This window comes from Nonomuraea deserti (genome assembly GCF_004348685.1).
Lineage (GTDB): Bacteria > Actinomycetota > Actinomycetes > Streptosporangiales > Streptosporangiaceae > Nonomuraea > Nonomuraea deserti.
Window position 1 is genome coordinate 1 of sequence record NZ_SMKO01000157.1, and the last position, 24,695, is coordinate 24,695.

General features: G+C 65.9%; 29 protein-coding genes and 1 pseudogene. 20 read left to right on the plus strand and 10 right to left on the minus strand.

Translation table 11 applies throughout. From position 1 onward, the window contains the following. On the minus strand, positions 1-488 hold a 488-nt coding region (locus E1292_RS37590; RefSeq protein WP_132602597.1), incomplete at its 3' end, for a TetR/AcrR family transcriptional regulator. A gap of 22 nt (positions 489-510) precedes the next feature. Here E1292_RS37590 and E1292_RS37595 point away from each other — a divergent pair. Together E1292_RS37595 and E1292_RS37600 are read left to right on the plus strand one after the other, a co-directional pair. Beyond that, entirely contained in the window at positions 511-1,833 is a 1,323-nt protein-coding gene (locus tag E1292_RS37595; protein ID WP_132602600.1) for an MFS transporter, read from the plus strand. Then, a complete protein-coding gene (locus tag E1292_RS37600) occupies positions 1,830-2,249 on the plus strand; it encodes a hemerythrin domain-containing protein (protein ID WP_132602603.1) in 420 nt (139 codons plus the stop codon). The genes E1292_RS37595 and E1292_RS37600 overlap by 4 nt, the downstream gene beginning before the upstream one ends. A 108-nt stretch (positions 2,250-2,357) precedes the next feature. Here E1292_RS37600 and E1292_RS37605 read toward each other — a convergent pair whose 3' ends face one another. Continuing rightward, positions 2,358-3,083 (minus strand): DUF2306 domain-containing protein, encoded by a 726-nt coding sequence (locus tag E1292_RS37605; protein WP_132602606.1) that lies wholly within the window; start codon positions 3,081-3,083, stop codon positions 2,358-2,360. A gap of 175 nt (positions 3,084-3,258) precedes the next feature. Between E1292_RS37605 and E1292_RS37610 the strand changes: the two genes are divergently transcribed. Further along, positions 3,259-3,717 (plus strand): VOC family protein, encoded by a 459-nt coding sequence (locus E1292_RS37610; RefSeq protein ID WP_132602609.1) that lies wholly within the window; start codon positions 3,259-3,261, stop codon positions 3,715-3,717. Between the two features lie 48 nt (positions 3,718-3,765). Here the strand turns inward: E1292_RS37610 and E1292_RS55205 are convergent. After that, positions 3,766-4,014, minus strand: a pseudogene (locus E1292_RS55205) (sigma factor); the annotation flags it as partial. A 211-nt stretch (positions 4,015-4,225) separates the two neighbouring features. On the opposite strand from E1292_RS55205, the gene E1292_RS37620 reads away from it, so the two are divergent. After that, positions 4,226-4,723, plus strand: coding sequence for a carboxymuconolactone decarboxylase family protein (locus E1292_RS37620; RefSeq protein ID WP_132602612.1), 498 nt, complete (start codon positions 4,226-4,228; stop codon positions 4,721-4,723). 14 nt (positions 4,724-4,737) lie between these two features. Continuing rightward, the gene (locus E1292_RS37625; RefSeq protein ID WP_132602615.1) at positions 4,738-5,496 is read left to right on the plus strand and encodes an SDR family oxidoreductase; all 759 of its coding nucleotides are present in this window, start codon (positions 4,738-4,740) and stop codon (positions 5,494-5,496) included. A 331-nt stretch (positions 5,497-5,827) separates the two neighbouring features. Here the strand turns inward: E1292_RS37625 and E1292_RS37630 are convergent, their stop codons facing one another. From E1292_RS37630 to E1292_RS37640, 3 genes are all read right to left on the minus strand, one after another. Continuing rightward, positions 5,828-6,694 carry an RNA polymerase sigma-70 factor gene (locus E1292_RS37630; protein ID WP_220447257.1) on the minus strand — a complete coding sequence of 289 codons (867 nt, stop codon included), beginning with the start codon at positions 6,692-6,694 and terminating at the stop codon, positions 5,828-5,830. Continuing rightward, positions 6,691-7,302 carry a carboxymuconolactone decarboxylase family protein gene (locus E1292_RS37635; RefSeq protein WP_220447258.1) on the minus strand — a complete coding sequence of 204 codons (612 nt, stop codon included), beginning with the start codon at positions 7,300-7,302 and terminating at the stop codon, positions 6,691-6,693. Before E1292_RS37635 ends, E1292_RS37630 begins: the two co-directional genes overlap by 4 nt. Before the next feature lie 224 nt (positions 7,303-7,526). Then, entirely contained in the window at positions 7,527-8,261 is a 735-nt protein-coding gene (locus tag E1292_RS37640; RefSeq protein ID WP_132602618.1) for a helix-turn-helix transcriptional regulator, read from the minus strand. Between the two features lie 71 nt (positions 8,262-8,332). Here E1292_RS37640 and E1292_RS37645 point away from each other — a divergent pair, with 71 nt between their 5' ends. After that, positions 8,333-9,688, plus strand: a complete 1,356-nt coding sequence (locus E1292_RS37645; RefSeq protein WP_281284122.1) for an MFS transporter — start codon at positions 8,333-8,335, stop codon at positions 9,686-9,688. Positions 9,689-10,019: 331 nt separating this feature from the next. Here the strand turns inward: E1292_RS37645 and E1292_RS51725 are convergent, their stop codons facing one another. Both E1292_RS51725 and E1292_RS37655 read right to left on the minus strand, forming a co-directional pair. Beyond that, entirely contained in the window at positions 10,020-10,229 is a 210-nt protein-coding gene (locus E1292_RS51725) for a hypothetical protein (protein WP_165974956.1), read from the minus strand. After that, a complete protein-coding gene (locus E1292_RS37655; RefSeq protein ID WP_132602622.1) occupies positions 10,229-10,546 on the minus strand; it encodes a hypothetical protein in 318 nt (105 codons plus the stop codon). The genes E1292_RS51725 and E1292_RS37655 overlap by 1 nt, the downstream gene beginning before the upstream one ends. Positions 10,547-11,660: 1,114 nt before the next feature. Here E1292_RS37655 and E1292_RS51730 point away from each other — a divergent pair. Next, a complete protein-coding gene (locus E1292_RS51730; protein ID WP_165974955.1) occupies positions 11,661-11,867 on the plus strand; it encodes a hypothetical protein in 207 nt (68 codons plus the stop codon). A 29-nt stretch (positions 11,868-11,896) separates the two neighbouring features. Then, positions 11,897-12,676, plus strand: coding sequence for a class I SAM-dependent methyltransferase (locus tag E1292_RS37660; protein WP_132602625.1), 780 nt, complete (start codon positions 11,897-11,899; stop codon positions 12,674-12,676). A gap of 17 nt (positions 12,677-12,693) precedes the next feature. On the opposite strand, the gene E1292_RS51735 is transcribed toward E1292_RS37660, so the two are convergent. Further along, on the minus strand, positions 12,694-12,870 hold the full coding sequence (locus tag E1292_RS51735; RefSeq protein ID WP_165974957.1) for a hypothetical protein: 177 nt from the start codon (positions 12,868-12,870) through the stop codon (positions 12,694-12,696). 925 nt (positions 12,871-13,795) lie between these two features. On the opposite strand from E1292_RS51735, the gene E1292_RS37665 reads away from it, so the two are divergent. From E1292_RS37665 to cutA, 4 genes are all read left to right on the plus strand, one after another. Then, the gene (locus tag E1292_RS37665) at positions 13,796-14,659 is read left to right on the plus strand and encodes a hypothetical protein (RefSeq protein ID WP_132602628.1); all 864 of its coding nucleotides are present in this window, start codon (positions 13,796-13,798) and stop codon (positions 14,657-14,659) included. Then, entirely contained in the window at positions 14,656-17,124 is a 2,469-nt protein-coding gene (locus E1292_RS37670; RefSeq protein ID WP_132602631.1) for a hypothetical protein, read from the plus strand. Before E1292_RS37665 ends, E1292_RS37670 begins: the two co-directional genes overlap by 4 nt. Before the next feature lie 62 nt (positions 17,125-17,186). After that, positions 17,187-18,341 (plus strand): AlbA family DNA-binding domain-containing protein, encoded by a 1,155-nt coding sequence (locus E1292_RS37675; RefSeq protein WP_246090605.1) that lies wholly within the window; start codon positions 17,187-17,189, stop codon positions 18,339-18,341. A 191-nt stretch (positions 18,342-18,532) separates the two neighbouring features. After that, a complete protein-coding gene (gene cutA, locus E1292_RS37680; protein WP_132602637.1) occupies positions 18,533-18,862 on the plus strand; it encodes a divalent-cation tolerance protein CutA in 330 nt (109 codons plus the stop codon). Here cutA and E1292_RS37685 read toward each other — a convergent pair. After that, positions 18,828-20,255: a helix-turn-helix domain-containing protein gene (locus tag E1292_RS37685; RefSeq protein WP_132602640.1), complete on the minus strand. Its 1,428-nt coding sequence runs from the start codon at positions 20,253-20,255 to the stop codon at positions 18,828-18,830. The two genes, cutA and E1292_RS37685, sit on opposite strands and share 35 nt — an antisense overlap. 258 nt (positions 20,256-20,513) lie before the next feature. Here E1292_RS37685 and E1292_RS37690 point away from each other — a divergent pair, with 258 nt between their 5' ends. The 8 genes from E1292_RS37690 to E1292_RS37720 form a co-directional block, all read left to right on the plus strand. Continuing rightward, positions 20,514-20,831, plus strand: coding sequence for a hypothetical protein (locus E1292_RS37690; protein ID WP_132602643.1), 318 nt, complete (start codon positions 20,514-20,516; stop codon positions 20,829-20,831). Positions 20,832-20,878: 47 nt separating this feature from the next. Beyond that, positions 20,879-21,472: a hypothetical protein gene (locus E1292_RS37695; protein ID WP_132602646.1), complete on the plus strand. Its 594-nt coding sequence runs from the start codon at positions 20,879-20,881 to the stop codon at positions 21,470-21,472. A gap of 352 nt (positions 21,473-21,824) precedes the next feature. Continuing rightward, complete coding sequence (locus tag E1292_RS37700) at positions 21,825-22,184, plus strand: hypothetical protein (RefSeq protein ID WP_132602649.1); 360 nt, start codon at positions 21,825-21,827, stop codon at positions 22,182-22,184. A gap of 3 nt (positions 22,185-22,187) precedes the next feature. Continuing rightward, positions 22,188-22,379, plus strand: a complete 192-nt coding sequence (locus E1292_RS37705) for a hypothetical protein (RefSeq protein WP_132602652.1) — start codon at positions 22,188-22,190, stop codon at positions 22,377-22,379. A 6-nt stretch (positions 22,380-22,385) separates the two neighbouring features. Beyond that, a complete protein-coding gene (locus tag E1292_RS55210) occupies positions 22,386-22,514 on the plus strand; it encodes a hypothetical protein (RefSeq protein ID WP_281284121.1) in 129 nt (42 codons plus the stop codon). 35 nt (positions 22,515-22,549) lie between these two features. After that, the gene (locus tag E1292_RS37710; RefSeq protein WP_132602655.1) at positions 22,550-22,738 is read left to right on the plus strand and encodes a hypothetical protein; all 189 of its coding nucleotides are present in this window, start codon (positions 22,550-22,552) and stop codon (positions 22,736-22,738) included. A gap of 32 nt (positions 22,739-22,770) precedes the next feature. Beyond that, entirely contained in the window at positions 22,771-23,115 is a 345-nt protein-coding gene (locus E1292_RS37715; protein ID WP_132602658.1) for a hypothetical protein, read from the plus strand. Beyond that, on the plus strand, positions 23,112-24,695 hold a 1,584-nt coding region (locus E1292_RS37720), incomplete at its 3' end, for a cell division protein FtsK (RefSeq protein ID WP_132602661.1). The genes E1292_RS37715 and E1292_RS37720, both read left to right, overlap by 4 nt.

Here is a 24,695-nt window from a genome sequence, read left to right on the forward strand (position 1 = left end):
CCCTCCCGCCGCCGCCTGCTGGCCGCCGCCCGGCCGCTGATCTCGCCGGCGGTGTAGCGCCAGATGATCCGGTACGCGTCCACGGCGTCCTCGGTCGTCAGGCCCGCGCGTACGGCGGCGTCGACGATCTGCTCCGGATACCACAGCGCGCCCGCCGACATCAGGTCGTCGGCCGTGAGGAGGTCCACGGCCCACAGGCAGCCGGACAGGGCTTCGTGCATGGCCATGGCGGCGGCCACCATGCGCTCGTGTGGCTCGTCCGGCAGGTCGGGGCGGGGAATCCCGGCCGCGTAGTCGTCGAGGAGGAGCAGGAGGAGTTCCTCCTTGTCGCGGACGTGGTGGTAGAGCGCCATCGCCGTGCTGCCGACCTCCCTGGCCAGCCTGCGCATGGTGAGCGCGCCCGTGCCGTCCTCCTCGATCACTCGCAAGGCGGCGGCGACGATCTCCGGCCGGGAGATCCTGGGTGGTCGTCCTGTACGCGTCGGCATCCTGCCATGCTACTTTCTATACATGTATAAAAACTGGCGGGTCGTCGCGGTGCTCGCTTTCGCCGTAGCCGTCGGAACCCTGCAGATGACCGTCGTCGTCCCCTTGCTGCCGGGCCTCGAGCAGCAGCTCCACGCCTCCCCCACCACCGTCTCCTGGACCCTCACCGCGGGGCTGCTGTCGGGAGCGGTCTCGATCCCGCTGCTGTCGCGCCTCGGCGACATGTACGGCCGCCGTACGACATCGCTGGTCGCACTCGGCCTGCTCCTCGCCGGCTCGGCACTCAGCGCCATGGCGGGCACGCTGCCCCTGCTCATCGTCGGCCGCGTCCTGCAGGGAACGGCCGCGCCGCTGCTCCCGCTGGCCATGGGCCTGGTCAGGCAGGTGGTGCCCGGCCACCGGCTGCCCGGCGCGATCGGGGTGCTCAGCGCCACCATCGGGGTGGGCAGCGGCGGCGGCATGATCCTCGCCGGGGTGCTGGACGGGGACCACCGGGCGGTGTTCTGGGCCCTGGCCGGGCTGTCCGCGCTGGGTTTCGTCCTGGTGGCGGCCGTGGTGCGGGAGGCGCCGGCGCGCGGATCCGGACGGCCGGACCTGGCCGGGGCGGCTCTGGTCGCGGTATGGCTCGTCTGCCTGCTCCTGGCCATCAGCAAGGGTGCGGCCTGGGGCTGGACCTCCCCGCTCACGATGGGCCTGTTCGCCCTGGCGGTGGCGGTGGCCGCGGTGTGGGTCGCGACCGCCCGCCGTGTCGCGTCACCGCTGATCGAGATCCCCATGCTGCTGCACCGGGGCACGGTGGGGGCGACCGTGGCGTCGTTCCTGCTGGGATTCGCGCTGTTCGCCGCCATCACGACCGTGTCGGCCGTGGCCCAGGGCACGCTCGGCGCAACGGTGTTGCAGGTCGGCGTCTACCTGCTGCCGACGACGGTGCTGATGCTGGTGGTCTCCGTGCTCGCGGGCCCCCTGATGCGCCGTTTCACCGCCTCCGCGCTGGTGGCGGGCGGTTCGGTGCTGGTGACGGCCGCCGCCCTGTGGCTCGCGATGTCCAGGACCTCGGACACGGACCTGTACGGCGCCGCGACGCTCTTGGGGCTGGGCACCGGCCTCGGTTACGCGGCGCTCGGGACGATGGCCGTCGAACACGTGGAGCCCGCCAAGACCGCGGCGGCCGGCGGGGTGAACGCGCTGGTCAGGATCGTGGGCAGCAGTGTGGCCGGCGCGGTGGGGGCGGCGGTGCTCGCCGGCGGCGGCGCCGGGTGGACCTTCGGTATCGCAGCCGCGGCGGCCCTGTTGGCGGCCGTGTTCGCCGCCGTTCACGGAAACCTCTCGCGAAAGGAACTGGTATGACGGAGGAGCAGCGCATCGTCGCATGGGGCGACGAGCTGATCAGACTGCACGACGGCTTCCGCAGGGACCTGGCGGACCTGCGGTCGTCGCGGGCCGGCGCCATGGACGTGCGTACGCACTGCCTGACGTTCTGCGACGCCCTCCACGCCCATCACGAAGGCGAGGACAACGCGCTCTTCCCCCATCTTGGCACCGAGCACCCGGAACTGGCCGAGACCCTGACCCGGCTCCGCTCGGAGCACCGGGTGGTGGCCCGGCTCATGGAACGGATCCGGCAGCTCCTCGACCACGACGGCACGGGGATCGGCGAGGAGCTCGACCGGCTCGCCACCGCGTTGGAGGCCCACCTGGACTACGAGGAGGAGCAGTTGGTCCCGATACTCAACAAGATGCTCACCCTCCCCGAGGAGGTCTAGGCCCTGCGCAGGACGTCGTGCAGGAGGTGGCCGGCGAGTCGGCCGGCTCCAGCCAGGCGACGAGGACGGGATCGGCTGGTGTCCGGCCTTTCCCGCCTGCCGGCCTCATCACCCGCCCTGCCCGCCTGAACCCGGCGTGGCGACCGACGTGGAGGATGCGGACCCGCGCCGCCGCCGGCGACGGGCTGACGACGCCAGAATGCCGTGGACGATGAAGTATTCGGCCACGACGACGTTGATCAGGATGGATGCCCACACGCTGGCCGTGTAGATGTCCTCGAACGTCAGCCAGGCGAACTGCTTCCGCGCCACCATGCCGACGACCAGGTAGACGCGCAGGGTCACCGCGGCGAACGTCAAGGCATAGTTACGGATCATCCAGATCCGGTGCAGCCGCACCTCACCGCGGCGGACGCACCGGTAAGCCTGGGCCAACGTGTACAACCAGGCTGCCGTGAGCACGTAGAACGCCACCTGGGCGGGGAAACCGCTGACCGAGAACGTGGCGGCGAAGAACGCCGCGATCGAGGCGAGCACCACCGAGACCAGGTAGACGCGGCCCGCGACCCGGTGCACCTTGAGATTGCGGTTGCGCAGGGGAGTCAGGAACTGCAAGGGGCCGATGACCAGTGCCAGGCCGGACGGAACGGCGTGCGCCACGAGCGACAGGAAATGTTGCGCCGCGTCCGGGTTGATCGGCAGATTGCTGTTGGCGGGGTCACCGCTCAGGTACGGCGGCACGGCGAAGGCGGCGACGGCGATCGCGGAGACGGCCATCAACCCCCACAAGGTCCACCGCCGGCGGCTGCCCGTGGTCGGAGAAGCGGTGGTCATGCAGACTCCCATGCTCGTCAATGATCACTCAACCGGCCGGCAGGCGCCACATGGTTGCTCATCGTGCCACGCTCCCGGGCCGCCGCCTATCGCGTACCGGTACGGCTCCCGTCCTCCACCAGGTCCGGGGCAAAATCTGTCGACGGCTGCGAGTCGCGGACCCTACGGTGATGCCATGGGATTGCGTATCGGTGCCTTGATCGTCGACTGTCGGGATCCCGGGCGACTGGCCAGGTTCTGGGCAGAGGCACTGGATTGGGTGATCACCCGAGACGAGGATCCGGAGTGGGTCGTCGAGCCACCCGAAGGCAGTCGCGAGGACTGCGTGGTGGCCGACCTGCTGTTCATCAAGGTGCCCGAGCCCAAGACGAGCAAGAATCGCCTGCATTTCGACCTTCGGCCCGAGCACCAGTCCGTGGAGGTTGCCCGCCTGGAAGGGCTGGGAGCCACCCGCGTCGATGTCGGCCAAGGCGACCACCGTGCCTGGGTGGTGATGGCCGATCCGGAAGGCAACGAGTTCTGCGTACAAGATAGGCATTCGCCGCAGATCCGCGCAGAGTGGCTGCGGCGGTACGAGGCCTACCAGCCGGTTCCCTCGGCGGGAGCCGAAGAAGTCGCCCGCACACCGGCGTAGGGTTCACGCCCGGTCAGGGATGGCCTCGTGCAGCGTTGGTGGAAGCGCTGCCTGCCGGGTGACGATCCGTACCAGGTAGGCCCGTTTCTCCCGCACGCCGGCAAGGTCGACGTCCGCCCAGCGCAGCCAGGTCTCCTGCAGGACGTCCTCGGTGTCGGTGGCCGAGCCGAGCATCTCGTAGGCGACGGTGAACAGCAGGTTGCGATGGGTGACGAACGCCTCGGTGGCGGGCTCCAGGTGGTCGGCACGGCCAGGCTGCCCCTGGGCGTCCGCCGTTCGTTCGCCGCGCTCATTCATGCCTGGCCCCTGCCTGTCCGAACTCAGCTCCACCACGCACAAGACGCCGCTGCCGGCCGGTGCGTAACACCCGCGATCGGTGGCCCGCGTCACATGCCAGCGCTGTTACGGGGTGTGGGTGGCCGGCGTCTCGTGGTCGTCAGGACGCCGCGCGAACGATCCGTACGGTATGCGGCACCGCCAGTTGTGTGTGAGAAGGGAAGCCCTCGCCATGTCCGCACCCACGACGACCGACCTCCGGTCGCGCATGCCCAACCCCCTTCCGTTCGTCCCCGAGATGGCCGAAGTCGCCGGAGCTTTGCACAAGGTCATCAAGAACGGTTCGATTCCGCAGGTCACCGTCCACCTGCTGCAGTTGCGTGCCGGCCAGATGCTCGGCAGCACCTACTTCACCGTCAGGGAAACCGGCGATCTCCGCTCGGCGGTGGAATCGGAGGAGCGCATCACCGCAGTGGCGACCTGGCGGGACGCCACCTGCTTCACCGACGCCGAACGGGTCGCGCTGGAACTGGTCGAGGCCGTGCTCACGCCGAACCCGTCGGGGCAGCGCGTCCCCGACGAGCTGTACGCCAGGGCGGCGGCGCTCTACGACGACAAGGCGCTCTGGACGCTCATCATGGCGATCGCCCACATCGGCTTCTTCACCCCCGCCGCTCTGATCGCCAAGCCGATCCCCGGCATGCCCCCCGGCCAGAACTACAGCGCGTGAGAAAGGCAGCGAACATGAGCATCACCAGAATTGCGGTGGCGGGAGCGACCGGGCGGCTGGGACGTCACGTCGTCGACGTCCTCACCGAACGGAGGCGCAGGATCGTGCCGATGTCACGGGCCACCGGCGTCGACGTCATCACCGGTGCGGGCCTGGCCGAGGCCCTCGCCGGGGTCGACGTCATCATCGACGTCGCCTCGTGGCACGCCTCCGAGCAGGAGGCGGCGACGGAGTTCTTCCGCACGTCGGCCCGTAACCTGCACGAATACGGCCAGAAGGCGGGTGTCGCCCGGATCGCCGCGGCGTCCATCATCGGCGTCGGCAAGGCCACCGCCGGATTCCTCGCAGCCAAGAAGGCGCACGAGGAGCTCCTGCTGTCCGGCCCGCTTCCCGTCCGGATCCTGCGGGCCGCGCAGTTCCACGAGTTCGTCGGTCAGCTTCTGGACTGGCAGCAGGGCGACGTCGCCTACGTCCCGGCCCTGCCCACCCAGCTCGTGGCCTGCCGCACCGTGGCCGAGGAACTGGTCGACCTGGCCCTCGACCCCGGCGAGCCGGCCCCGGGAGCGCCGATCCCCGAGATCGCCGGCCCTCGCAAGGAGATCCTGGCGGAGGCGGCCGCACTCCTCGGCGCCCGCCGGGGCGTCAAGGTGACCGGCGTCGACGGCTCGGGCATGCCCGACGCGGAGATCGCGGCCGAGGGTGGGTTCCTGCCCGGCCCGCACGCCAAGCTCGCCGGACCCACCTTCCAGGAGTGGCTCGGCACCCAACCCTGAGCCCGGCCGGCCGAGCCCGACCTGGAGGTGGTCGCCGAGGCGGCCGACGGCGCCGAAGCCGTCGCCGCGGATGACCACGGCCGGACCTCGTTCTCGGAGCTCCACGGCAACCGAGCTCCGAGAACAAGACTTCCTCCGCACCTCGCTCCGCCGGCGGCGGATGCTCACCCGGAGTTCACAGTGCGCCGGATGCGCCGGCTGGAGCCGCGCATGCCGGCTGCGCACGTGAGGTTGTATCAAGGTCCGTCAATTTCTGGTTGTTGTGGGGTCGTGGGTGTTCCGGACGGATCTCACCGTCCGGAACACCCACGACGCTGACCGGGCAGCGGGCCTATCTGGCGAGTTTGGCCGGCTCGTCCAACCGCGTCAGCTTCCGCGGGTTCGCTACCGCGTGGATCCGGGTCACCCGCCCGTCCTCAACCACCAGGCTCACTGCGGCCAGTTGGCCGTCGACTTCGATCCGGCCGGCGGGCGCGCCGTTGAGCCATACGGTCGACACCGTCCGGTCCGGGCGCGCGAGCAACGCCGCCACGAGTTCGGCGCCGTGGACCGGAGCGCGGGCCGCGGCCGCGAGCCCGCCGCCGTCGGCGATCAGGACCACGTCCGGCGCGAGGACCTCCATCAGCTCCTGCAACCGCCCGGTGCGCAATGCGGCCAGGAACCGTTCCACCACGGCCTGCTGCTCCGACCGGCTCACCCGCACCCGGGGCCGCTGTGCGGCCACATGGTCGCGTGCCCGCCGCGCGATCTGCCGTACCGCGGCCGCGGACTTCCCGACGGCCTCGGCGATCTCGCCGTAGGGCAGCTCGAAGACCTCGCGGAGCACGAACACCGCACGCTCCACCGGCCTGAGAGTTTCGAGGACGGTGAGCATCGCGATCGAGACACTCTCCGCGAGCTCGATGTCCTCGGCGATGTCAGGGCTGGTCAGCAGCGGTTCCGGCAGCCACTCGCCGACGTAGTCCTCGCGGCTGCGCGACAACGTTCGCAGGCGGTTGAGCGCTTGCCGGGTGACGACCCGGACGAGGTAGGACCGCGGGTCGCTCACCTGCGCATGTTCGACGTCCGCCCACCGCAGCCAGGACTCCTGCAGCACATCCTCCGCGTCGGCAGCCGACCCGAGCATCTCGTAGGCGACGGTGAACAGCAGGCTGCGGTGGGCGACGAACGGGTCCTCGGCCATCGCGTCCTGGTTCATGCCGTCGATGCCGCGCCGGTCCTCTCGGGGCGCTTGGCCAGCGGGATCTCGCAGGCATCCGAGAAGCCCTGCGAGGTGACCCCGTTCGCCACGTTGGCCCTGGTCGCCATGTTGACGTAGGCGATGAACACGGTAAGCTCGACCATCGCCGCCGGGCCGAGCCGCTCCAGCAGGCTCGCGTACTGCTCATCGGTGACGGTCGGCGGCGTGTTCGTCATGGCCTCGGCGTACTCCAGCACGTCCCGCTCCAGCGGCGTGAAAACCTCCGCCTCGCGCCAGCGCGGCACCTGGCTCGCCTTGGCCAGGTCCAGCTTCTCGTTCTGCGCCTGGAAGTAGCCAACGTCGAGGCACCAGCTGCAGCCGACCTGCGCCGCGACCGCCATGTGCGCGAACGACTTCAGACTCGCGTCGGCCGCGTCCCACGCGCCCGCGCTGGCGCCGAACTCCAGGTTGTCCTGGGTGACCTGCGGGCTGTGCCACAGCACCTCGACGTTCGCCGGTACGGCGCCGAGCTGCTTGACCATGTGCCCCTTGAGCTCTGCGGGAAGTTCGGCCTTCGGGAGGCGTAGTGCCATGGTGTCCTCCAAGTACGTGTAGTGGTCTGGCATGAAGACACCGCCAGGCCGGCGAATGTGACGATTCGCAGCTTGAACCCCTCTCCTGCCGCCGGCCGGCACCGTCCCCATGCGGGCCTGCGCGTATGGCCGCCCTTGAGCCGGCGATGTCGTGGGGGTGGGGCGGCGCCGTCGGGTGGGGTGGCGGTACTCGCGATGCGAACACGATGACCATGGCGGCGACCGTCACCCCGGGCCGCCGCGGCAAGAAGATCAAGTCAACGGCTGAGCAGGTAGCGCCGGGGCGTGGTGCCGACCGTGCGGCGGAAGGCCGCCAGGAACGCGCTCGCCGTGGCGTAGCCCACGCTGTGGGCCACCCGCGACACCGGCTGTCCCTCGGCCAGCAGCGGCAGGGCGGCGCGCAGCCGTACCTGCGTACGCCAATGGTCGAAACTCATGCCCGTGTCGCGTACGAACAGCCGCGTCAGCGTCCGCCTGCTCACGCCCGCCGCACGGGCGTGAGCCTCCAGGCTGCGGGGGTCGGCCGGGTCCGCCAGCAGGGCGGCCGCCACTACCCGGACGCGCTCGTCGGTGGGCTGGGGCACGTCGATGGGCCGGGTGGGCAGCGGGCGCAGCAGGTCCGGCACCACCGCCTCGGCGCGCAGCCGGGCGTCGTCGGTGAGGTCGCTGCGGGCCAGGTACCCGACCAGCTCGGCCAGCAGGCCGTCGACGCCGACCGCCGTGGGCTCGGCCCAGTCCAGCGGGCAGCGCTCCGGTGCCAGGTACAGGCTGCAGAGCACGGCGTCGCGGGTCGCGCCGGTCGCGTGCGTGACACCCGCGGGCAGCCACAGCGCCCTGGTGGGCGGCAGTACCCAGTACACCTCGCCCACGCCGACGCTCAGGACGCCGCGCCGGGTCCAGGCGAGTTGGTGGTGGGTGTGGCTGTGCGGGGAGATCCAGTCCCCCGACGCGAGCGGGAAGTGGCCGACGATGATCGCCCCCATGTCCTCCATGCGACACAGTCTGGCCTCATCGCGGATTGTGGCCAAATGCGGCGGATCAATAGCGTCGTCGGGTGCCGATGATGGTGTTGTGTGTCGTCCAGTTCATGCTCGTGCTCGATGACACCGTCGTGAACGTGGCCCTGCCCAGCATCCGCGATGAGCTGGGCTTCAGCGCGTCCGGGTTGCCGTGGGTCGTCAACGCCTACTTCCTGGCCTTCGGTGGGCTGCTGCTGGTGTGCGGCCGGATGGCGGACCTGCTGGGCCGCCGCCGCGTCTTCCTCATCGGGGTGGGGCTGTTCGGGGTGGCCAGCCTGGCTTGCGGGCTCGCCCAGGAGCCGTGGCAGCTCGTGATCGGGCGGTTCGTGCAGGGCGCCGGTTCTGCGATGGCCGGCCCGGCGGCGATGTCGATGATCACGTTGCTGTTTCCGGGGCCGGAGGAGCGGGCCAAGGCGCTGGGCATCTGGGGCGGCATCGCGGCCCTGGGCGGGACGACGGGCCTGGTGCTGTCCGGGGCGCTGACCGACCTGGTGTCCTGGCGTGGGCTTTTCCTGATCAACCTGCCCATCGTCGCCGTGGCCCGGGCAGCGCTCCCCCGTCTGGTCCCCGAGTCCCGCGCGCCCGATCGGCGCCGCCTCGACGTTCCCGGCGCGGTCCTGGTCACCGGTGCCGCAGTGTCGCTGGTGTACGGGCTGCTGCGGGCCGGAGAGACCGGCTGGAGCGATCCGCTCGTCACCGGCGCCGTCGTGCTCTCCGCCGCCTTGGTCGTGGCCTTCCTGGTGGCCGAGTCGCGGGCGGCGGCGCCGCTGGTGCCCAGGTCGTTCCTGGCCTCGCGGACGCGGGCGGTCGCCAACGGCGCGACCCTGCTGTTCTCGATGGCGATGTACGCGATGTCGTTCCTGCTGATGATCCAGATCCAGACCGTTCTGGGGTACAGCCCGCTGCTGGCCGGCATCGCCTACCTGCCCTACGGCGCCGGCATCCTGGCGGGCATGTGGCTGTCCTTCCGCATCTCGCTCAGGATCGGGACGCGCTGGGCGCTCCTGCTGGCGTTCCTGGTCAACATCGCCGGCCTGCTGCTGCTGTCCGGTGTGGCGGCGGGCGATTCCTACGCTGCCCACGTCCTGCCCGGGATGCTCATCCTGAGCGTGGGCAACGGGCTGAGCCTGCCCGTCATGGCCGCGGCCGCGGTCGACGGCACCACCGAGGGGGACGCCGGTCTCGGCTCGGCCCTGTTCACCTCCGTCCAGCAGGTCGGCGGCGCCGTCGGGGTGGCCGCGCTGGCCATCATGGGCTACTCAGGCGGGCTGACAGCGGGCGCGGTCTGCGTGGCGCTCGGCGCCGTGCTCATCGTCGTGCTGCTGCCGCCGACTGCCAGCGGCCCGCGACAGCCCGCCGGACATGGAGCCGACGGCCGAAGCACTCCGACCAGCCGGTAGCCGGAGGAGTCCTCGCTACCGCGGGGCTCGCCCTCCTCGTCCTGACCCTGAATCGACACAGGACTCACGCCGGCCCTGCCGGAGCCGCGGACGCCCAGTTCGCCGCTCCCGGCCGCCGGGCCGACTCGGCAACACCATGTGTCACATCGCTTCAGCGAAGGGCGACTCCCGTGTCCGTCGTGGCGTTCCCCACCCAGCTCGGCCCAGACACCGCCGCCTCAGGCACGGCCGGCGAAACGGGGTGCCGTTGACAGATGTGCTACCAGCTGCCAAAGGGCTTATGAGCTGCGTTGTCAGTTGGACGCGTGGTCACGGCGGCGGGCGGCGCGGATCACGGTGTCGGCGACCTTGTCATCGAGCAGCGCGTACAGCTGGGTGTTCTCGGCAGAAGCATGGCCGGGTCGCCGGCGTCGCGCCAGGCGATGGGGATGCCGCGGCCGCCGCCGTGGCGCAGCGCGTTGCCGGCGGCACTGTGAGCGGCGATCACCAGGATCTGCAGAAGGCCGACGGCTACGCCGTCCTGCCGCCGCCCGGCACGCATCACTTGGCCACCTCGTAGAGCTGCGACACCCGGCTCCCTTGCCTGGCATACACCCACACCCGGGTGGTGCCGGACACCGGCGCGATACCCATGATCTCGGTCGGCCCCTCGGGCAGCGGATACTCGGTCCACTGCCCGTCCTTGACGTGCAGCAGGTACGGCCGGCGACCCTGGACGGGGTTGGCCGCGATCCACACCCCTCCCGCTGTGTCCGCCCGCGCAACGGTCAGCGAAATCCCGGGCAACGGGCGCTCCACCCGTCTCCACTGCCCGCCCTCCCAGTGCAGGACCACGCCCTCCTTCGCCACGGAGTGCATGCAGGCTCCGGGCTTCTCCACCAGGACCGAACCGACGGCCCAGGCATCATCACGACCGGGTACGGCCAGGGCCTGGATCGAGAACCGCGGCCAGCCCGTACTGACGCAGCCCGCGGTGGTGGGACTGGGGGACGGAGCTGAGACCTGGGGCAAAGGATGGACGCTCCACCGCGAACCCTCCCACCGGATGGCCTGATCCGCGCCGTCCACCTGCTGGATCGCCCAGACCTGTCCCGGCCCGGAAGCGGCGACCCGCTCCAGCCACCCCGACCCCATCTCGCCCTTGGGTTTCCGTACCGGCTTCCACTTGTCACCATCCCGCCGGTGCAGGTACCACCCCCGTATTCGCCGACCTCGGCCAGCCACGCCTCTCCCTTGGCCGCGACCGCCATGTCCTTGCTGTCGAGGTCCTCGTAGGGAGACGACCGGGGCCGCCTCACCCACTCACCCCGCACCCGTTGCCACACGCTGCCGGCCACCAGCCAGAGATCATCACCCGTCGGCGACGTCTTGAACCCGAAGCCGTGCCCCGTCGTGCTGAAGTCATCGGGCGGCTCCACGGCCCGCCAGGCACGCCCGTCCCACCGCATCATCAGCGACTCGTTGCCCGCGACGAATGCCCACGCTTCCCCCGAGCTCATTGCAGCGATCGAGTGCCACCTGTGCTCGCCGGCCCCGTTCCAGGTGTGCGTCAGCCGCCACGACCCACCCGACGCCTCTGGCGTCTGGGCAGGTAATTCTGGGCTGGGAGCACACCCCACGAGCAGCAGAAGCAGTACCCAGGCCATCCGCATCCGGCCCATACTAAAACGCTTCAGTCGCTTCCCTCGCCAGCCTGAGGCTCGTCGTGCGCGCTGGGGCGTTCCCCCTCGACAGCCCGACGCTCGGGTCGCCGTTACCAGCTGCAGAATAGGGCGTTGCCGCAGGCCACAGCGGGTGGCGGCCGCGGCGCCCGACTCCGAGTCTCCGTAGAGGCGTTCGGGGATGAGTCCGGCGCTCGCCGCCCCGATAACGGGCGGCGGTGGGTGTCGTCCACCGGTCATCTTGGACTCGGCTACGTCGTCCGCGAACAATCGCTTCGACCTGGCACGCCTTCGAGCACGGGTTGCAGCGCATGCTCCATGGCATCGACGCCGGCGCCACGCTCTCGGGCTACCGGCGTGACCCGCGCGGCGCCGCCGAACTCCTCACGATCGCCAAGGAGCTGCGGCATCGCGACGTCGAGCTGGAGTTGCTGACAAGCACCGCTCCAGGGCATCTACCACCCCAGTCGCTCGGCACGGCTTCAGATCAGGTGTCGACTCCGGATGACGCGACCTGAAACTGAACGGGCTCAGTAGTGTGGCCCCCATGCCACATGCACCTCAGGAGCTTCATCTTGATCACGAACGGGCCGGGTCGTTCGGTTCTGTGGCGGAGCAGTACGACCGCTACCGTCTGACGTACCCCCGCGAACTGATCGATGACCTGGCCGGCCTGCAGCCGACGAAGGTTCTCGACGTCGGATGTGGCACCGGCAAGGCGACCGTGGCCCTCGCCGAGCGTGGTCTCTCCGTCCTCGGAGTCGAGCTGGACGAGCGGATGGCTCAGGTCGCTCGCAGCCATGGCGTTGCGGTAGAGGTTGCCGCCTTCGAGTCATGGGACGCGGCGGGACGCACTTTCGACGTCGTCACCTGTGGTGATGCGTGGCACTGGATCGACCCCGTACGCGGGGTCGCCAAGGCCGCCGAGGTGCTGAACGTGGGTGGGACCATCGCGCGGTTCTGGACCTCAACGGTACTGAGCGAGGCCGTCAGCGCCGCGTTCGATCCGATCTACCGCAGGTACGCGCCCGAAATCGCGCAGGTATGGCGTCCTGCACAGAACATGTCGCGGTTTCACGCCTCCAGTGCCGACCTCTTCGAACGAAGCTCCGCATTCTCGCCGGTCGAGATGAGGAGCTACCAGTGGAAACACAGCTTCGCCGGCGATGAATGGATAGGTCTTGCGGCAACCATCAGCGATCACCAGCGTCTCGGGACCGAGCGCCTCACGGCCTTGCTGCAGGCGCTCCGGACGAGGATCGAAGAGCTCGGTGGCACTGTCCACGCTCACCATGAGACATATGTTCTGCTCGCCCAGCGGGTCTAGCAGGGAGTTTGCCGGGTTCAGGCTTCGGCCGTCAGAAGACGTCCGCCCCAACGGAGACTCGACCAAGTGGTCACCGTCACCGACGCCGAGACCGTCGAGGTGATGGCGACCTGCTTCACCAACCTGAAGGCCGTCGTCGAGCCGAGCGGCGCCTGCGCGCTGACGGCGACGATGTACGGGCAGATCGAGAACATTCTGGCACACGGTGTGGTCCTGTCCGGGGAACATCGCCTGGACTACGTTCCCGCCCTCGTCGGCCGCGCTGAGGCTGCTGGGAGAGATCGTGGGGTGCCCGGTCTGCACGCCGGAGGCGTGCAGACCGGGCAGCACGCCGTCACGCTCGGCATGGACGGCGGTCCGCGCGAAAGTACTCGCCGAACAGCAGGCCCAGCTGCCCGTACGGGGCCACGGTCCGACGACGGTCCAGACAGCGAGAAGGCCGGCACCTCCGATGGAGGACCGGCCTCTGACCTGCTGCTATGTGGTGGGCGATACTGGGATCGAACCAGTGACCTCTTCGGTGTGAAGGAAAACCGGGGAGTCTCGGGATGTCGATTCGAGTCGATCGGGTGCCTCTCACCTTACGAAACACTCCGGGGAGGGCGCGGGAAGTCTGAGGGAGCCGCAAGGCACTGGCTCCCAGGATTGGCTCCCGTGGCCCCTCCCAGAGTGGGAGAGGAACTCAAGATCGACAACTATCGATCGTGACGACAATGACGGGCGTTCCCCGAGAACACCCCCGCACTCCTCAGGTACTTCACCTGCGGTGGCCAGAACGACGATCTCAGACTCATCACCGTACCCAACGGTGGCGCATCCTCGCAGTACCACTATTTCGGAAGCTAGCACTCAGGTGCGTCTACGTAGACGGAACCATAAGGAACACGACTCACAACGGCCGACACTGCCTATACCAGTGCAACCGGCATCCCCCTACTTATCGGCACACATTGAGCCTCGATGGTCCGCCTCGTCCGACCCCCACGCCACAGACCGTGACCTCCCGCGGTCTGTATGAAGTACGGTCGATCGTCCGCGGCGGGCATCACAGGCTTCGTGAACCACTATGATGCCCACATGGGCATAGATCTTCCCAGCTAACGGGACTGTGGAGAACATGTGAGCCGAAACGGAAAGGTTCGCGACTACCTTCTCAGTCTCATCGTAGCCGCGTCTGGAGTGATCCTTAGCCTGGCAGCCAATGCGGCATCTGCTCAGGATGAGTGGTTCGGACCTCTCGACTATATCCGACAGTACCCCTGGCTAATCATCGCCGTCACAACTCCCGCCGCAGCATATATCACTTTTCGGACTATGCGTTCGGGTCAAGAAAATTCCCGAGTGGACCCTGTAGGCCCGGTGTACGACATGCGCGGAGCCACTTTCGAAAGCATAAGTCTACCTCACCTCACTAACACCGCTCTCCAAAGCACTGCGAAGCTCGAAGATAAAGAACATGCTCAGCTGGCCCAAACTAAAGAGAAGCAGAGCCTACGCTATCCGGTTGTCCTCTATTGGCGATCCGCCTTTTTTGATGATGATGGGAACTGGGAGGATACAGCTGTCGCCGTTACAAAAGAGGTGCACCCAAATCTACGATGCGTTCAGTTTGTGGAACGGAACCATGCCCGCTCCGACGTCGTAGCAATATTGCTTCTCGTATCGGCAGGCCAAATCCGAGGCGGCGCAAAGATGCAGGTTCGCGCCAAGCTGCAAGAAGCTGAGCAGCACTACCCCCTCGTCCGCTTGATCCTCTGCGCAGTTGGTCTGTCCGACGACCCGATCACGGATAGAGATGGGCGTCGCATGCTAAAGAATGCAGGGCTCTCACCAGATCATTCGCGGTTCCTGATCTGCCCCACCGAGCAACACTTCTATACTAAGCTTTCAGCTGTCATGCAGACCGCAGTGACGGTGGGAGTCGATCAGTCCATTTTGGATAGACCCAACCAAACCTCGGATAGTGGATCGGAGGTTGAGTGATGCTGAACGATAGGCGCATTCAGATGGAGTGGGTGGCTGCCTGCCTCGCCCCAACTGACGTAGCCCCCCATCCCAACTTTAGAACCGACCGGGCGGAGGGAGCAGAACTGCTCTCACTTATAGTCCTATTCCGATCCCGCGAATATAACGCATATCGAGACCTCAACGCCAGTGACGACACAGCAGAAATGCCGGAAGTCTACGGCGCCCGCATCCTAGACGCCGCCCAACGTGCGATGGATTGGAATACTACCGCAGAAGGGCTTGGGGAGCTATTTGCACTTGTCGAAGATGACCAGCTCTCGCTGGGAGCCCGCACTGCCTCAGCGCTACTTGCGGCGACAGCAAGCGCCGAACTCGATCGACCAGAAATAGCAATAGGCACACTTTCCGCGCTCGGACAAAAAGTAAGGGAAAGTGCTATTGGCTCCACTTCATCTCGCAATCTGGCCGCCGCAGCACTTTTCCAGCAGGCTGCTATGAGAGCGGTTGAAGCTGGCCAACTCTCCGACGCACGCGTGCTTGCCAGCGAGGCGACAATGCTGCTCACCGAAACGGGCGAACAGTGGGAGGAATTTCCAGTCTCGAAGGGCATAAGTTGGTCTGCAGCCGAATCGCAGGTGCGACTAGCCCAGCTCATATCAGGAAACGCGCAATCCATTCTAGTTACTACGGGTAACCCCGCAGATAAGTCGTGGGCAGTTCTCGTTCGATCACCGTTTCCCCAGGCAGCCGTGCGTCCAGCAAGGGATGCACTATCGGCCCTTGTAGGTACGCTAGATGACCTTTACAAGCATAGCTATTTTTCACCGAGAAATAGACGACTGTTCTTGGGCGACAAAGATAGCGACCTACGGCTCCTCTACTCAGCCCTGCTTCGGGTTGAGCTGAGTGGAGATCTAGCGGAGACCGCCCGCCTACGACGAACACTTGCGACCGTATTTGCAACGAAGCTAATACAGCGGTCCGGAGACGCAAGTGAGTATGCGGAGGCAATCCGCCTCTTTAGACAAGCAGACGCAACTGACCAGTTCCAGCGACTCCTTGACCAGATTCGCAGGCAAGGACCTCTGGAAAGTCTCAAGCGAGCCGCCGAGTCACTGATCAGCACTCGACAGCCTCAAAGCTATACGACATCAACAGATCTTGCATTGCTACGATGGGCAGCGGATCTAATTTCTCCCTCATACACAACAAGTGCCCTCGAAATAGCCTTGAGATACGCGAGCCAAGATCGTGATGGACGTGTCAAGCTGTCATATGTGAGCTCCAGCAAACAAGTGGAGGTTGCACTTGGTGTGACGGGTGCCCTGATAGCAGGAAACAGCCAGGTCGACATGGAGCACGTGGCAAGATCCGCCCTCGCCACGATAGGTAGCGTCAATCCATCGAACGACAATTTTGTCCTTACAGCGATAGCTCGCCTCTCCTCCAGAATTATTTGGCGCGAAGTGTCACCTGCCACCAAGACGGGGTGGCTTTCCCTGCTTGATCAATGGGGTAATTCGCCAGGCATATCAGCGATAGATCGCCTACGCGTCCGGACGGAGATAGATGATAGCCGCTCAACAGTCATGGAGAAGCGACTCACTCCCCTTGAATTTGTAGTTGCTTTGATCGAAGGCTTGCTGGGCACACCAAGCGCCGATGACCTCGATAAGGCAGTTGCCATAATCACAGAGGCTGTAGTCACTATACAACGAGACGCTCAGAGTGGCCGAGCGACAACTTACAAATGGTCGCCATTGCAGCTAGCCGCACTTCTCATCTCACACCACAAGAGAAGTGTTCTCTGGCCACTACTCGTGGAAGCACTATACGATCCAAAAGTATCCAATCAAAGCAAGACGGAAGCTTTGAAGGCGCTAACCGCTGCAGCGATGAAGATTACTATGCCCGCCGATATCAAGGCCGTGTTCGCTCATCGCCCGATTCCCCAAGCAGATGAGCCCGCCGATGGCATATTCACTATATCCTCGCCCGCCTTCCAATCGCACTGTCGGAACTTCTATGCCGCATATCAACTCTCGCATTCTAGTCATATTCGTGATGGCATTCTGAAAGATGTAGCCTCGCGTGATGTTGATACTCGTGCAAATGCGGCTGCCGGCTGTCGCCTAGTTGCAGCGCGTAATTTGGGTCTTGAGTGGCCCCAAATCGTGCTGCTACAGCTTACATACGATTCTGAATCGCATGTAAGAGAGGAGGCCTCACGGGCTCTGGCATATCTTAGTATCTACTCACAAGCGGTTCTCATCGATGCCGTGACCGACCGGGTGAGATCACTGGCAAACGAGCCTGGTATCGCGGTGGCGATGGGAGTATTGGAAGGCTTGTACGAGGCTCTGATTGATTTGAATCTGTCAGCGGATTCTCTCTGGTGTCGCGAAAGCGTTCAAACGCTTCTCAACACTCATCTTTCCCAAAGTGTCCGTGAAGCGGCACGCGAAGTCCTCAGTCGATAGAACGCTCTGTCCCGAACCACCACCTACCTGACGTGCGATCATGGAAGGAAAACGTGGAAGCCATGGACAAGCCCAGTACCCATCATCGCACTTGGCAGGATGCGCACGTCAGTATTGACGATGCCACAATAACGCTGCGGACAATGAACGGCCGGGAGTTCGAACTCGCCAGCGATCAAGCGCCGTCCATTTCCTTGATGGAGTTAGGGAAAGGAATCATCAGTTATATTCAGTCGCATTCGCCTCAGGATGCCGACCATATTCCCCATGCGAAGGATGATCGTGCATACAATTTCAGTGTGTGCATCGATGATGCTGCTCCACTGCCTTGGGAGGATAGTCCGATGATATTTGTAGATTTCTCAAATGTTTATAAGTGCGATATTGAGTTTGCAGTTCGGTCACCTAGAGAGATTCCTCGAAAATTACTTGCAGGCAAGCTTGCAACTCTTCTGGAAGAATATGGCTTCAACTTCAACACAGAGAGCGAGAACGCCGCCCGTGTCGACGTGCGTAAGAGCCATGACCCGGGACTTTATGTATGGTCGATCGAGGCCGCCATTCCACCGTCTACCACGATTGCTCAAATCTGCGCAATAAGGAGGGAGCTGAACTATAATTCATTCTTCTTCAGCCAGTCATTCACCGACCCTCGCATGGTCTACGAACTTGTACGCACGGGAGGCATCGGACGCCTGATTGGCATGGCAGAAAACGAGTGGCTAGAAGTCAAGTCCGCACCATACGAAATGAAGCGCGACAAGCAATGGCAGAGCGAACTATCTGAAGATGTTGCCCGCTTCGCCAATTCTGAATACGGAGGCATATTGATCATCGGCATCCGTTCAGAAAAACGAGAAGGTCGCGACGTCCTCAAGAAGTTAACCCCGCTTCCCATCGATGGGAGAAGAGTCGACAGATATCATCAGTCTATCGACTCACACCTACACCCGCCGGTAGACCGTCTCAGAATTGAGAGCGTACCGTACGAGGACGGCGAGGTGGTTTATATATTGGTGCCCCCTCAGCCTGAAGAGCGTAAGCCGTTCCTAGTTCAGGGCGCCTTTATTGATGGTAGATACCAGCAAGGGGTTATTTCAATCGTTCGCCGCCGAGGGGAACATTCGATACCCGTAACAGCCAGAGAAATCCATGCGATGCTAGCTGCTGGCCGGGCTCTACTGCGACGGGAAGCAAACCCATATAGGGAGCAATGAGGGGATACACTGCCAGCCGTAGAGTCTCGCCTCCATCCTGTAGGACGCTCTCGGCTGCACTGGCGGTACGCTAATGAGATGCTGCAATCCAATGCTGTCTATGCCTGTGTGACGACCCCCAAACGCACAAAGGCCATAGCCGTACTCAGCAACGTAGGTGATCACTACACCGATAAAGGAGCGGCAGCGTTATGGGTTATATACAGGTCATGACTACTGTGCCGAGTTCCACCGAAGGTACCGTTTTGGCACACAGCATCAGCTCGCAGCGCCTAGCTGCTGGCGTGCAAATCATCGGGCCTATTCGGTCCCTGTACTGGTGGCAAGGATCTTTGCGCGACGAGCAAGAATGGCAGTTGGTCATCAAGACCACACGCGCTCTATTCGCTGCACTTGAGGCTCATATCAAAGCCAACCATAGCTACGAAACACCGGAAATTATCGCAACTGAAATCACCGTTGGCAGCGAAGAATACCTAGCCTGGATCAGCGCGGAGACGCGGAAAATTGACGCTTTGTGATGGCCAGGTCTTCGAGGAAGGCGCGGACCGGTGGTTGGGTTTGCCAGCGTCGGAGGGCTTCTCCGATGACGATGAAGCGTGGTAGCCAGATGCCGGATTCGGTTTCGCGGATGACGGCGAGGCCGTCTCTTGCGGCTTTGGCGGCTTCTTTCACCGAGCCGTGCACGATGTGAGCGGTGGCGATATCTCCGAGGATGATGCCTGCCCGCTTTCTCTCCACGTCGGACAGGCGTGCTATGACCTCGTGCGCTACTGCTTCGGCTTCGTCCAGGCGGCCGATCTGGGCGTAGGTGGAGATGGCGAAGGAGTCGAAGCGGTCCCGGTCCAGGAAGCGGGTCCAGACGCGGTCTTCTTCTGGGTCGGCGATGGTGAAGGCTTCGCGTGCCTCTTCCCAGGACTGGAGGGCGGCTTCGGTTTCGCCGAGTGCTGCGCTCTCTTCGGCGTGTCTGGCGGCCAGCCATGATGTGGTGCCCGGGGAGGTGTCCTTGGGCAAGTGCTGGAGCGCGGTGGACAGCAGGGCGCGGGCCCGTCCGTGGTTGCCTTTGCCGCTGGGGATGTAGCTCCGGTAGCCGAAGGCGCACGCGATGATGGCAGGGTCGCCGGCTTCCTTCGATGCCTTCTCGGCGGTGTCGTAGAAGTTGCGTGCGGCGGATATGTTGCCCAGGTCGGTTGCGATCCAGCCAGCGAGGACGCTGCTTTCACCGGCGACGACGATCAGGCGTTGGCGTAGCTCGTCTTTTGGGTCTGTGGCGGTGCCGTTGAGGATGGTGCCGACCTCGTTCAGGTGGGCGGCCAGACCTCTGAAGATGGTGTGGGCGGGAAGCATCTCTTCGAGGCGGTGGAAACCGGCGGCTCTGGCTTCCATCTCTCGTACGACGGCTTCGTCAATGGCGCTGGGCCGTGACAGGGCGAAGGAGACTTTCTCCCATGCCTCGCTTTGAGCCAGAGCGGACTGGGCACCGAGTTGTGCAACCAAGGTGAGCAATTCGCGGCGCTTCAATGGCTCGCCTCTTTTCCCGATCGCTTCAGCGAAGAGCTGCAAGTCGAAGGTGTCCGTGGGGATCTGGACACCGTCGCTGGCGACCCGAGCACCGCCCCTGCCACCGGAGGACGCCAAGCCCAAAAGGCGCCGCAAGTGGCCAGGCATGCCCAAACCGTCAGCGAACGACTCAAATGTATGCTTTGCGGTCGGGACGCGCTTGCCGCTCTTGTACTCGCTGACGCGGCCCTGGGGGATCCCGGTGAGGTTGGCGATCTGCCCCTGGGTGATGCCGTACTTGGTGAGGATGCGGATAACCCCGCCCAAATCACGCTGTTTGCAGACGTCTTCTATGTCATGACGTGCGAAAACAGTCTCAAGAACATGCCGGACTCGCTCTTGATCCATCGTCATGGCGGCGTTCCGTTCCCCTGGTAGCGCAGCCTTTCGGGAGTAGTGGAGCTCTTCTAGTCCATCACACCGTGAGATATCACGGTGAGATTATGCGCATCCGCTTTGCTTGGAACCCTCACATCAGTCCGGGGCGCAGGTCAGCGCTGATGTGAGGAAGTGCCGAAGATCCGCATCCGCCTGACTTCCGCCCGTCTATTGCTCGGGGAAAACGGAGTTGCGGGAGGGCCGGTGCGTGACCCGGAAGCAAGAGCCGTTGCCATGGCTGACCAGCTCCAACGGGAGCTGGAAACGCATGGGCTGCCAGCCGACGTGAACGACGGCTACGGGCTGGCCGTGGTGTCGGTCTGGCGCGGTCTGCTCGTGTGGACGGACGGCACGGTGTTCTGGTGGTGCACGGGGTGGAACGACCAGCGCCACCGGCCCGTCTATGCCTGGCATCCCACGGCGGACCCGACACGAGCCGCGCGGCGTATCGCCGCACGTTACGCCGATCTACGCGGGTCCGCGCCGAAACGTGTCCAGCCTGCGCCGGGGTCGCGCGGTGGGATGCCGTTCCGGGCGGGTGATCCGCTGTGACGGGGTACTCGACGGTTCCGTACACGATCGCGTACGCCAACGAGCTGGTGACCGATCCCATCGGCTTCGTGTCGTACGCGGGCCGGTCGCGGTTGTCCTATCTGCCGTCGAAAGCCGGTGATTGGGTTGACCACCATGCGGCCAAGCTGGGCAGCGTCGGCGGGATCCTCCGCGCCCGTACGCGTGACCTGCGCGATGATCCCGCCAGGCGCGGGCCGGAGCGGATGCGGAAGCTGAACACGCGCCGTCAGTGGCGGTGCATGGACAGGCTGCTGTGCCAGGTGTGCGGAGAGTCTGTGACCGGCTTTGTGTCGGACTTGATCCCGTGGGCGTTGACCAAGACCGTGTTCGAGCGCACCAGTCTGCGCAGCGGCCGGACCAACGCGCCGCCGACCTGCTGGACGTGCGTGCCGAAGGCGTTGGAGGAGTGTCCCATGCTGCGTGAGGATTTCGCCCTCTACACGGTGGCCGCCGCTCGCAGCGTCGGCGTGCTGGCCGATCTGTACCGGCCGGGCGTGTTCAGCTCGGTGACCCTGGTCGCGCACAACGTGTTCGTGGCGTGGGACGACTTCCAGCACCACCCGTATGCCCTGGCTACTGCCCAGGTCGTCGAGCTGTACGGGATGGAACAGGTGCGTTGATCGTTCACGCCGGAAGATCAGTTCAGCACTCGCCTGCGGCGGTCTTCCCTCTCGACGCGCGACGGTGCGGTTGACCGGCTCACGCCCGTGCCACCGTGTCCCGCATCGTCGCGTCAACGCCCCCGGCAGGGCCCTTCTGCACTCGTGAGAGTGCCAGTTCCCAAAGGGCTCTGTCGGGGGTCTCTTGCTTGGGTGCTGTGAGCTGGGGTTTATCTCACCGCAAGATCTGCTCCATCTCATCGCCGGATGTTTTTGATCTCACTGCATGATCACACCGCGCGATGGGTTCACCCCTTCCCCGAAACCTACCTTCGCCTCGTAGGTCACCGGAAACGGAAGGGATGTGATCTAGATGAGTCCAGCTCAGCGCCATCACCGCAGCGAACTGATCACCGGACTGCGCGCCTTGGCCGCGTTCCTGGACAGCCACCCGAAGGTGCCTGTCCCCAGGTACGGAACCGTCCGGGTGGCGGTCCACACCAACTACGACACCGACGCCGCCACCGAAGCGCAGGCGATCGCCGAAGTCGCGCGGATCGCCGCCCTGCTGGGCACCACGCCCACCGCCGAGAACGGGCACCACGTCGCCGGGAAAGCGTTCGGCAGCGTCCGCTACGAAGCCATTCTCATCACCCGCGCGGCGATGGAACGCCGTGCCGCGCGCGACTCCTACCGCGACGCGATCGCCCTCGACGAGATCGAGGGGGTGTGAGCCGTGGACCTCGGACTGTTCATCGTGTTCCTGGCTCTGGCCCTGTCGGCCGCCACTCTGGCGCTGTTCACGGCGCTGGTCGTGGTGATCCGTGCCGAGGACCGCCGCCACGCCCCCACCGGAACCCTGAGCCGCCGGCTGCTGGGCACCTACGCCCGCTCCGGCCGGCCGACCGCCTACGCCGGAAGGAGGTGAAGCCCGATGCACAGACTCCCGCTCCAGTCCGGCCGCTGCCTGTGCGGCGCGACCACGCCCGGAACCCTGCGGTGCGTCAAGTGCCGCGCCCGCTGGCGCTGGCACCGCCGCAAGTCCCGCCACGACGGCATCTGACCCGCGAAACCGCCTGTGAGAGGAGGTGAAGCCCCATGACCGTCACCATCCCGCTGGTGCTCGTGTTCGGCGCGCTGGTGTTCATGGCCTGGCGCTACCTGGGCCTGCGCTGGTGGCACGCGCTGATCACCATGCTGTTCGGCTTCCTGCTGGCCGCCACCACACTCGCGCCCGACATCCGCGCCGCCCTGCGCGCGGCCCTGAGCTGGATCACCAGCCACTGACCCCTGTCCCCGACCGAAGGATGTGATGCCTGATGACCCATCGCCACCCCTACCCGCACACCGATCTCCAGGGAGCCGCCCACCGCACCACCACCGCCGCCCAACTCCTGACGGCACTCACCCGCGACCCCTCGCCCCTGCTCCCGCTGTGGCAGTACGTGATCGCCGCCCTCGACGACATCGAAACCCTCATCGACGAGGTGACCGGCCTTCGCGCCGAACTGGCCGGCGTCCGCTACCAGCGCGCCAACCTGCTCGCCGCCATCCGCGCCACCCTGGCCGCCCACCACGACGGCGACGACGACCCCCTGTACTACGTGCGAGACGAGTTGCACGCCCAGATGCCCGCCGACCACAGGGCGGGTGAGGGCCGATGAACAGACACCGCGCCTCACGCTACGAACTGCGGCGCAACGCACGCCGGATGCGCCGCTACGGCGTGCAACCCATCGCCATGATCGACGATTTGGAACTGGCGCCGCTGGCCATCGCCGGTATCGCCCGCCTGGGCTGGCGTTACCGGTCCGAACTGGCCCCGCTCACCATCGGGGTGAGCGTCCTGGCAGGGAGCATGGTCCTGCGGCGCTGGTTCCCCGGCTGGTGGCCCACCGTGATCATCGCCACCGCCCTCGTGGCCGGCGCGCTGGCCCTGTGGGGCCGGTGGGTCAACCTCACCCGCCCGATCGAACGCGGCTACGCCGCTGTCACCACGGCGCTCGCCGGAACGTGGCTGACCCTGGCCGCCTCCCTGGGCCCGTTCACCGACCCTCTACCCGCCGTGCTCGGCGTCGGCACCCTCGTGCTGGCCGTGCCCTGGTGGGCGCACCGCCGCAGGCGTGCCCGCGTACGCGTCGAGCGCACGCTGGCCGCCTGGCCGGACATCGCCCAAGCCGCCGGCCTGGCCGGATCCCGCATCCAATCGGCCATGGTCGATCTGTGGGGCTACCGCTTCCGCCTCGGGCTGGGCGTCGGCCAGACCGTCGAAGACGCCATCAACGCCGTCCCCCGCCTGGAATCAGCGCTCGGCACCACCCGCGGCGGCATCCGCGTCCAGCCCGTGGCCAGCAAGAAAGCCAACCGCGCCGACGTACGCGTCATCGAAACCGACCCGCACGCCGACGCCATCGCCTGGCCAGGCCCCTCCATCACCTCCATCACCCAACCCGCCAAGCTGGGCCTGTTCGAGGACGGCACCCCGGTCCACGTCCCCCTGCTCCGCCGACATGCCCTGTTCGCGGGCATGTCCGGGGCAGGCAAATCGGGAGGCGTCAACGTCCTGCTCGGCGACCTGACCGCCTGCCAGGACGTGATCCTCTGGGCCGTCGACCTCAAACGCGGCATGGAACTGCTCCCATGGGCGTCCTGCATCGACCGGATCGCCACCACCCCACAGGAAGCAGAGGCCCTGCTCGCCGACGCCGTGGTCATCCTCGACGGCCGCGCCGACGACCTCACCACGCGCGGCGAACGCGTCCGGGAGCCCTCGCCCGAGCGGCCCGCGCTGATCATCGTCATCGACGAGTACGCCGAACTGGCCAGCGAGGCACCACGCGCCATCGACCACGCCGACTCGATCGCCCGACGTGGCCGCGCGCCGGCGGTCAACCTGATCGCCGCCACCCAACGCCCCTCCAAGGACGCGATGGGCAAGAGCGCGGTCCGCTCCCAGATGGACGTCCGGCTGTGCTTCCGCGTCCGGGAAGCCCGCGACGGAGACCTCATCCTGGGACAGGGCATGGTCAAAGCCGGATGGCACCCGCACAAGCTCGACGCCCCCGGCAAGTTCCTGATCAGCTCCCCGGAACACGACATCCCTCGCCGCGCCCGCACGTACCTGCTCGACGACGAGGGCGTACAGGCCACCGCCGAACAACACGCCAACCACCGCCCGCCCCTCGACGAGGTGTCCGCCCAAGCCCTCAAACGCGCGGCAGAGATGCCCACCCCACCGCCACAG

Bases quoted from the DNA above. Each gene is read 5' to 3' on its own strand.
- E1292_RS37685 (WP_132602640.1), bottom strand. From the start codon at position 20,255: ATGACGATGGATCAAGAGCGAGTCCGGCATGTTCTTGAGACTGTTTTC.
- E1292_RS37660 (WP_132602625.1), top strand. From the start codon at position 11,897: ATGCCACATGCACCTCAGGAGCTTCATCTTGATCACGAACGGGCCGGG.
- E1292_RS37640 (WP_132602618.1), bottom strand. From the start codon at position 8,261: ATGGAGGACATGGGGGCGATCATCGTCGGCCACTTCCCGCTCGCGTCG.
- E1292_RS51725 (WP_165974956.1), bottom strand. From the start codon at position 10,229: ATGCGTGCCGGGCGGCGGCAGGACGGCGTAGCCGTCGGCCTTCTGCAG.
- E1292_RS37620 (WP_132602612.1), top strand. From the start codon at position 4,226: ATGTCCGCACCCACGACGACCGACCTCCGGTCGCGCATGCCCAACCCC.
- E1292_RS37690 (WP_132602643.1), top strand. From the start codon at position 20,514: ATGGCTGACCAGCTCCAACGGGAGCTGGAAACGCATGGGCTGCCAGCC.
- E1292_RS51735 (WP_165974957.1), bottom strand. From the start codon at position 12,870: ATGTTCTCGATCTGCCCGTACATCGTCGCCGTCAGCGCGCAGGCGCCG.
- E1292_RS37710 (WP_132602655.1), top strand. From the start codon at position 22,550: ATGACCGTCACCATCCCGCTGGTGCTCGTGTTCGGCGCGCTGGTGTTC.
- E1292_RS37675 (WP_246090605.1), top strand. From the start codon at position 17,187: ATGGACAAGCCCAGTACCCATCATCGCACTTGGCAGGATGCGCACGTC.
- E1292_RS37635 (WP_220447258.1), bottom strand. From the start codon at position 7,302: ATGCCAGACCACTACACGTACTTGGAGGACACCATGGCACTACGCCTC.
- E1292_RS37610 (WP_132602609.1), top strand. From the start codon at position 3,259: ATGGGATTGCGTATCGGTGCCTTGATCGTCGACTGTCGGGATCCCGGG.
- E1292_RS37625 (WP_132602615.1), top strand. From the start codon at position 4,738: ATGAGCATCACCAGAATTGCGGTGGCGGGAGCGACCGGGCGGCTGGGA.
- E1292_RS51730 (WP_165974955.1), top strand. From the start codon at position 11,661: ATGCTCCATGGCATCGACGCCGGCGCCACGCTCTCGGGCTACCGGCGT.
- E1292_RS37595 (WP_132602600.1), top strand. From the start codon at position 511: ATGTATAAAAACTGGCGGGTCGTCGCGGTGCTCGCTTTCGCCGTAGCC.
- E1292_RS37715 (WP_132602658.1), top strand. From the start codon at position 22,771: ATGACCCATCGCCACCCCTACCCGCACACCGATCTCCAGGGAGCCGCC.
- E1292_RS37645 (WP_281284122.1), top strand. From the start codon at position 8,333: ATGGTGTTGTGTGTCGTCCAGTTCATGCTCGTGCTCGATGACACCGTC.
- E1292_RS55210 (WP_281284121.1), top strand. From the start codon at position 22,386: ATGCACAGACTCCCGCTCCAGTCCGGCCGCTGCCTGTGCGGCGCGACC.
- E1292_RS37605 (WP_132602606.1), bottom strand. From the start codon at position 3,083: ATGACCACCGCTTCTCCGACCACGGGCAGCCGCCGGCGGTGGACCTTG.
- E1292_RS37630 (WP_220447257.1), bottom strand. From the start codon at position 6,694: ATGAACCAGGACGCGATGGCCGAGGACCCGTTCGTCGCCCACCGCAGC.
- E1292_RS37700 (WP_132602649.1), top strand. From the start codon at position 21,825: ATGAGTCCAGCTCAGCGCCATCACCGCAGCGAACTGATCACCGGACTG.
- E1292_RS37600 (WP_132602603.1), top strand. From the start codon at position 1,830: ATGACGGAGGAGCAGCGCATCGTCGCATGGGGCGACGAGCTGATCAGA.
- cutA (WP_132602637.1), top strand. From the start codon at position 18,533: ATGGGTTATATACAGGTCATGACTACTGTGCCGAGTTCCACCGAAGGT.
- E1292_RS37655 (WP_132602622.1), bottom strand. From the start codon at position 10,546: ATGCACTCCGTGGCGAAGGAGGGCGTGGTCCTGCACTGGGAGGGCGGG.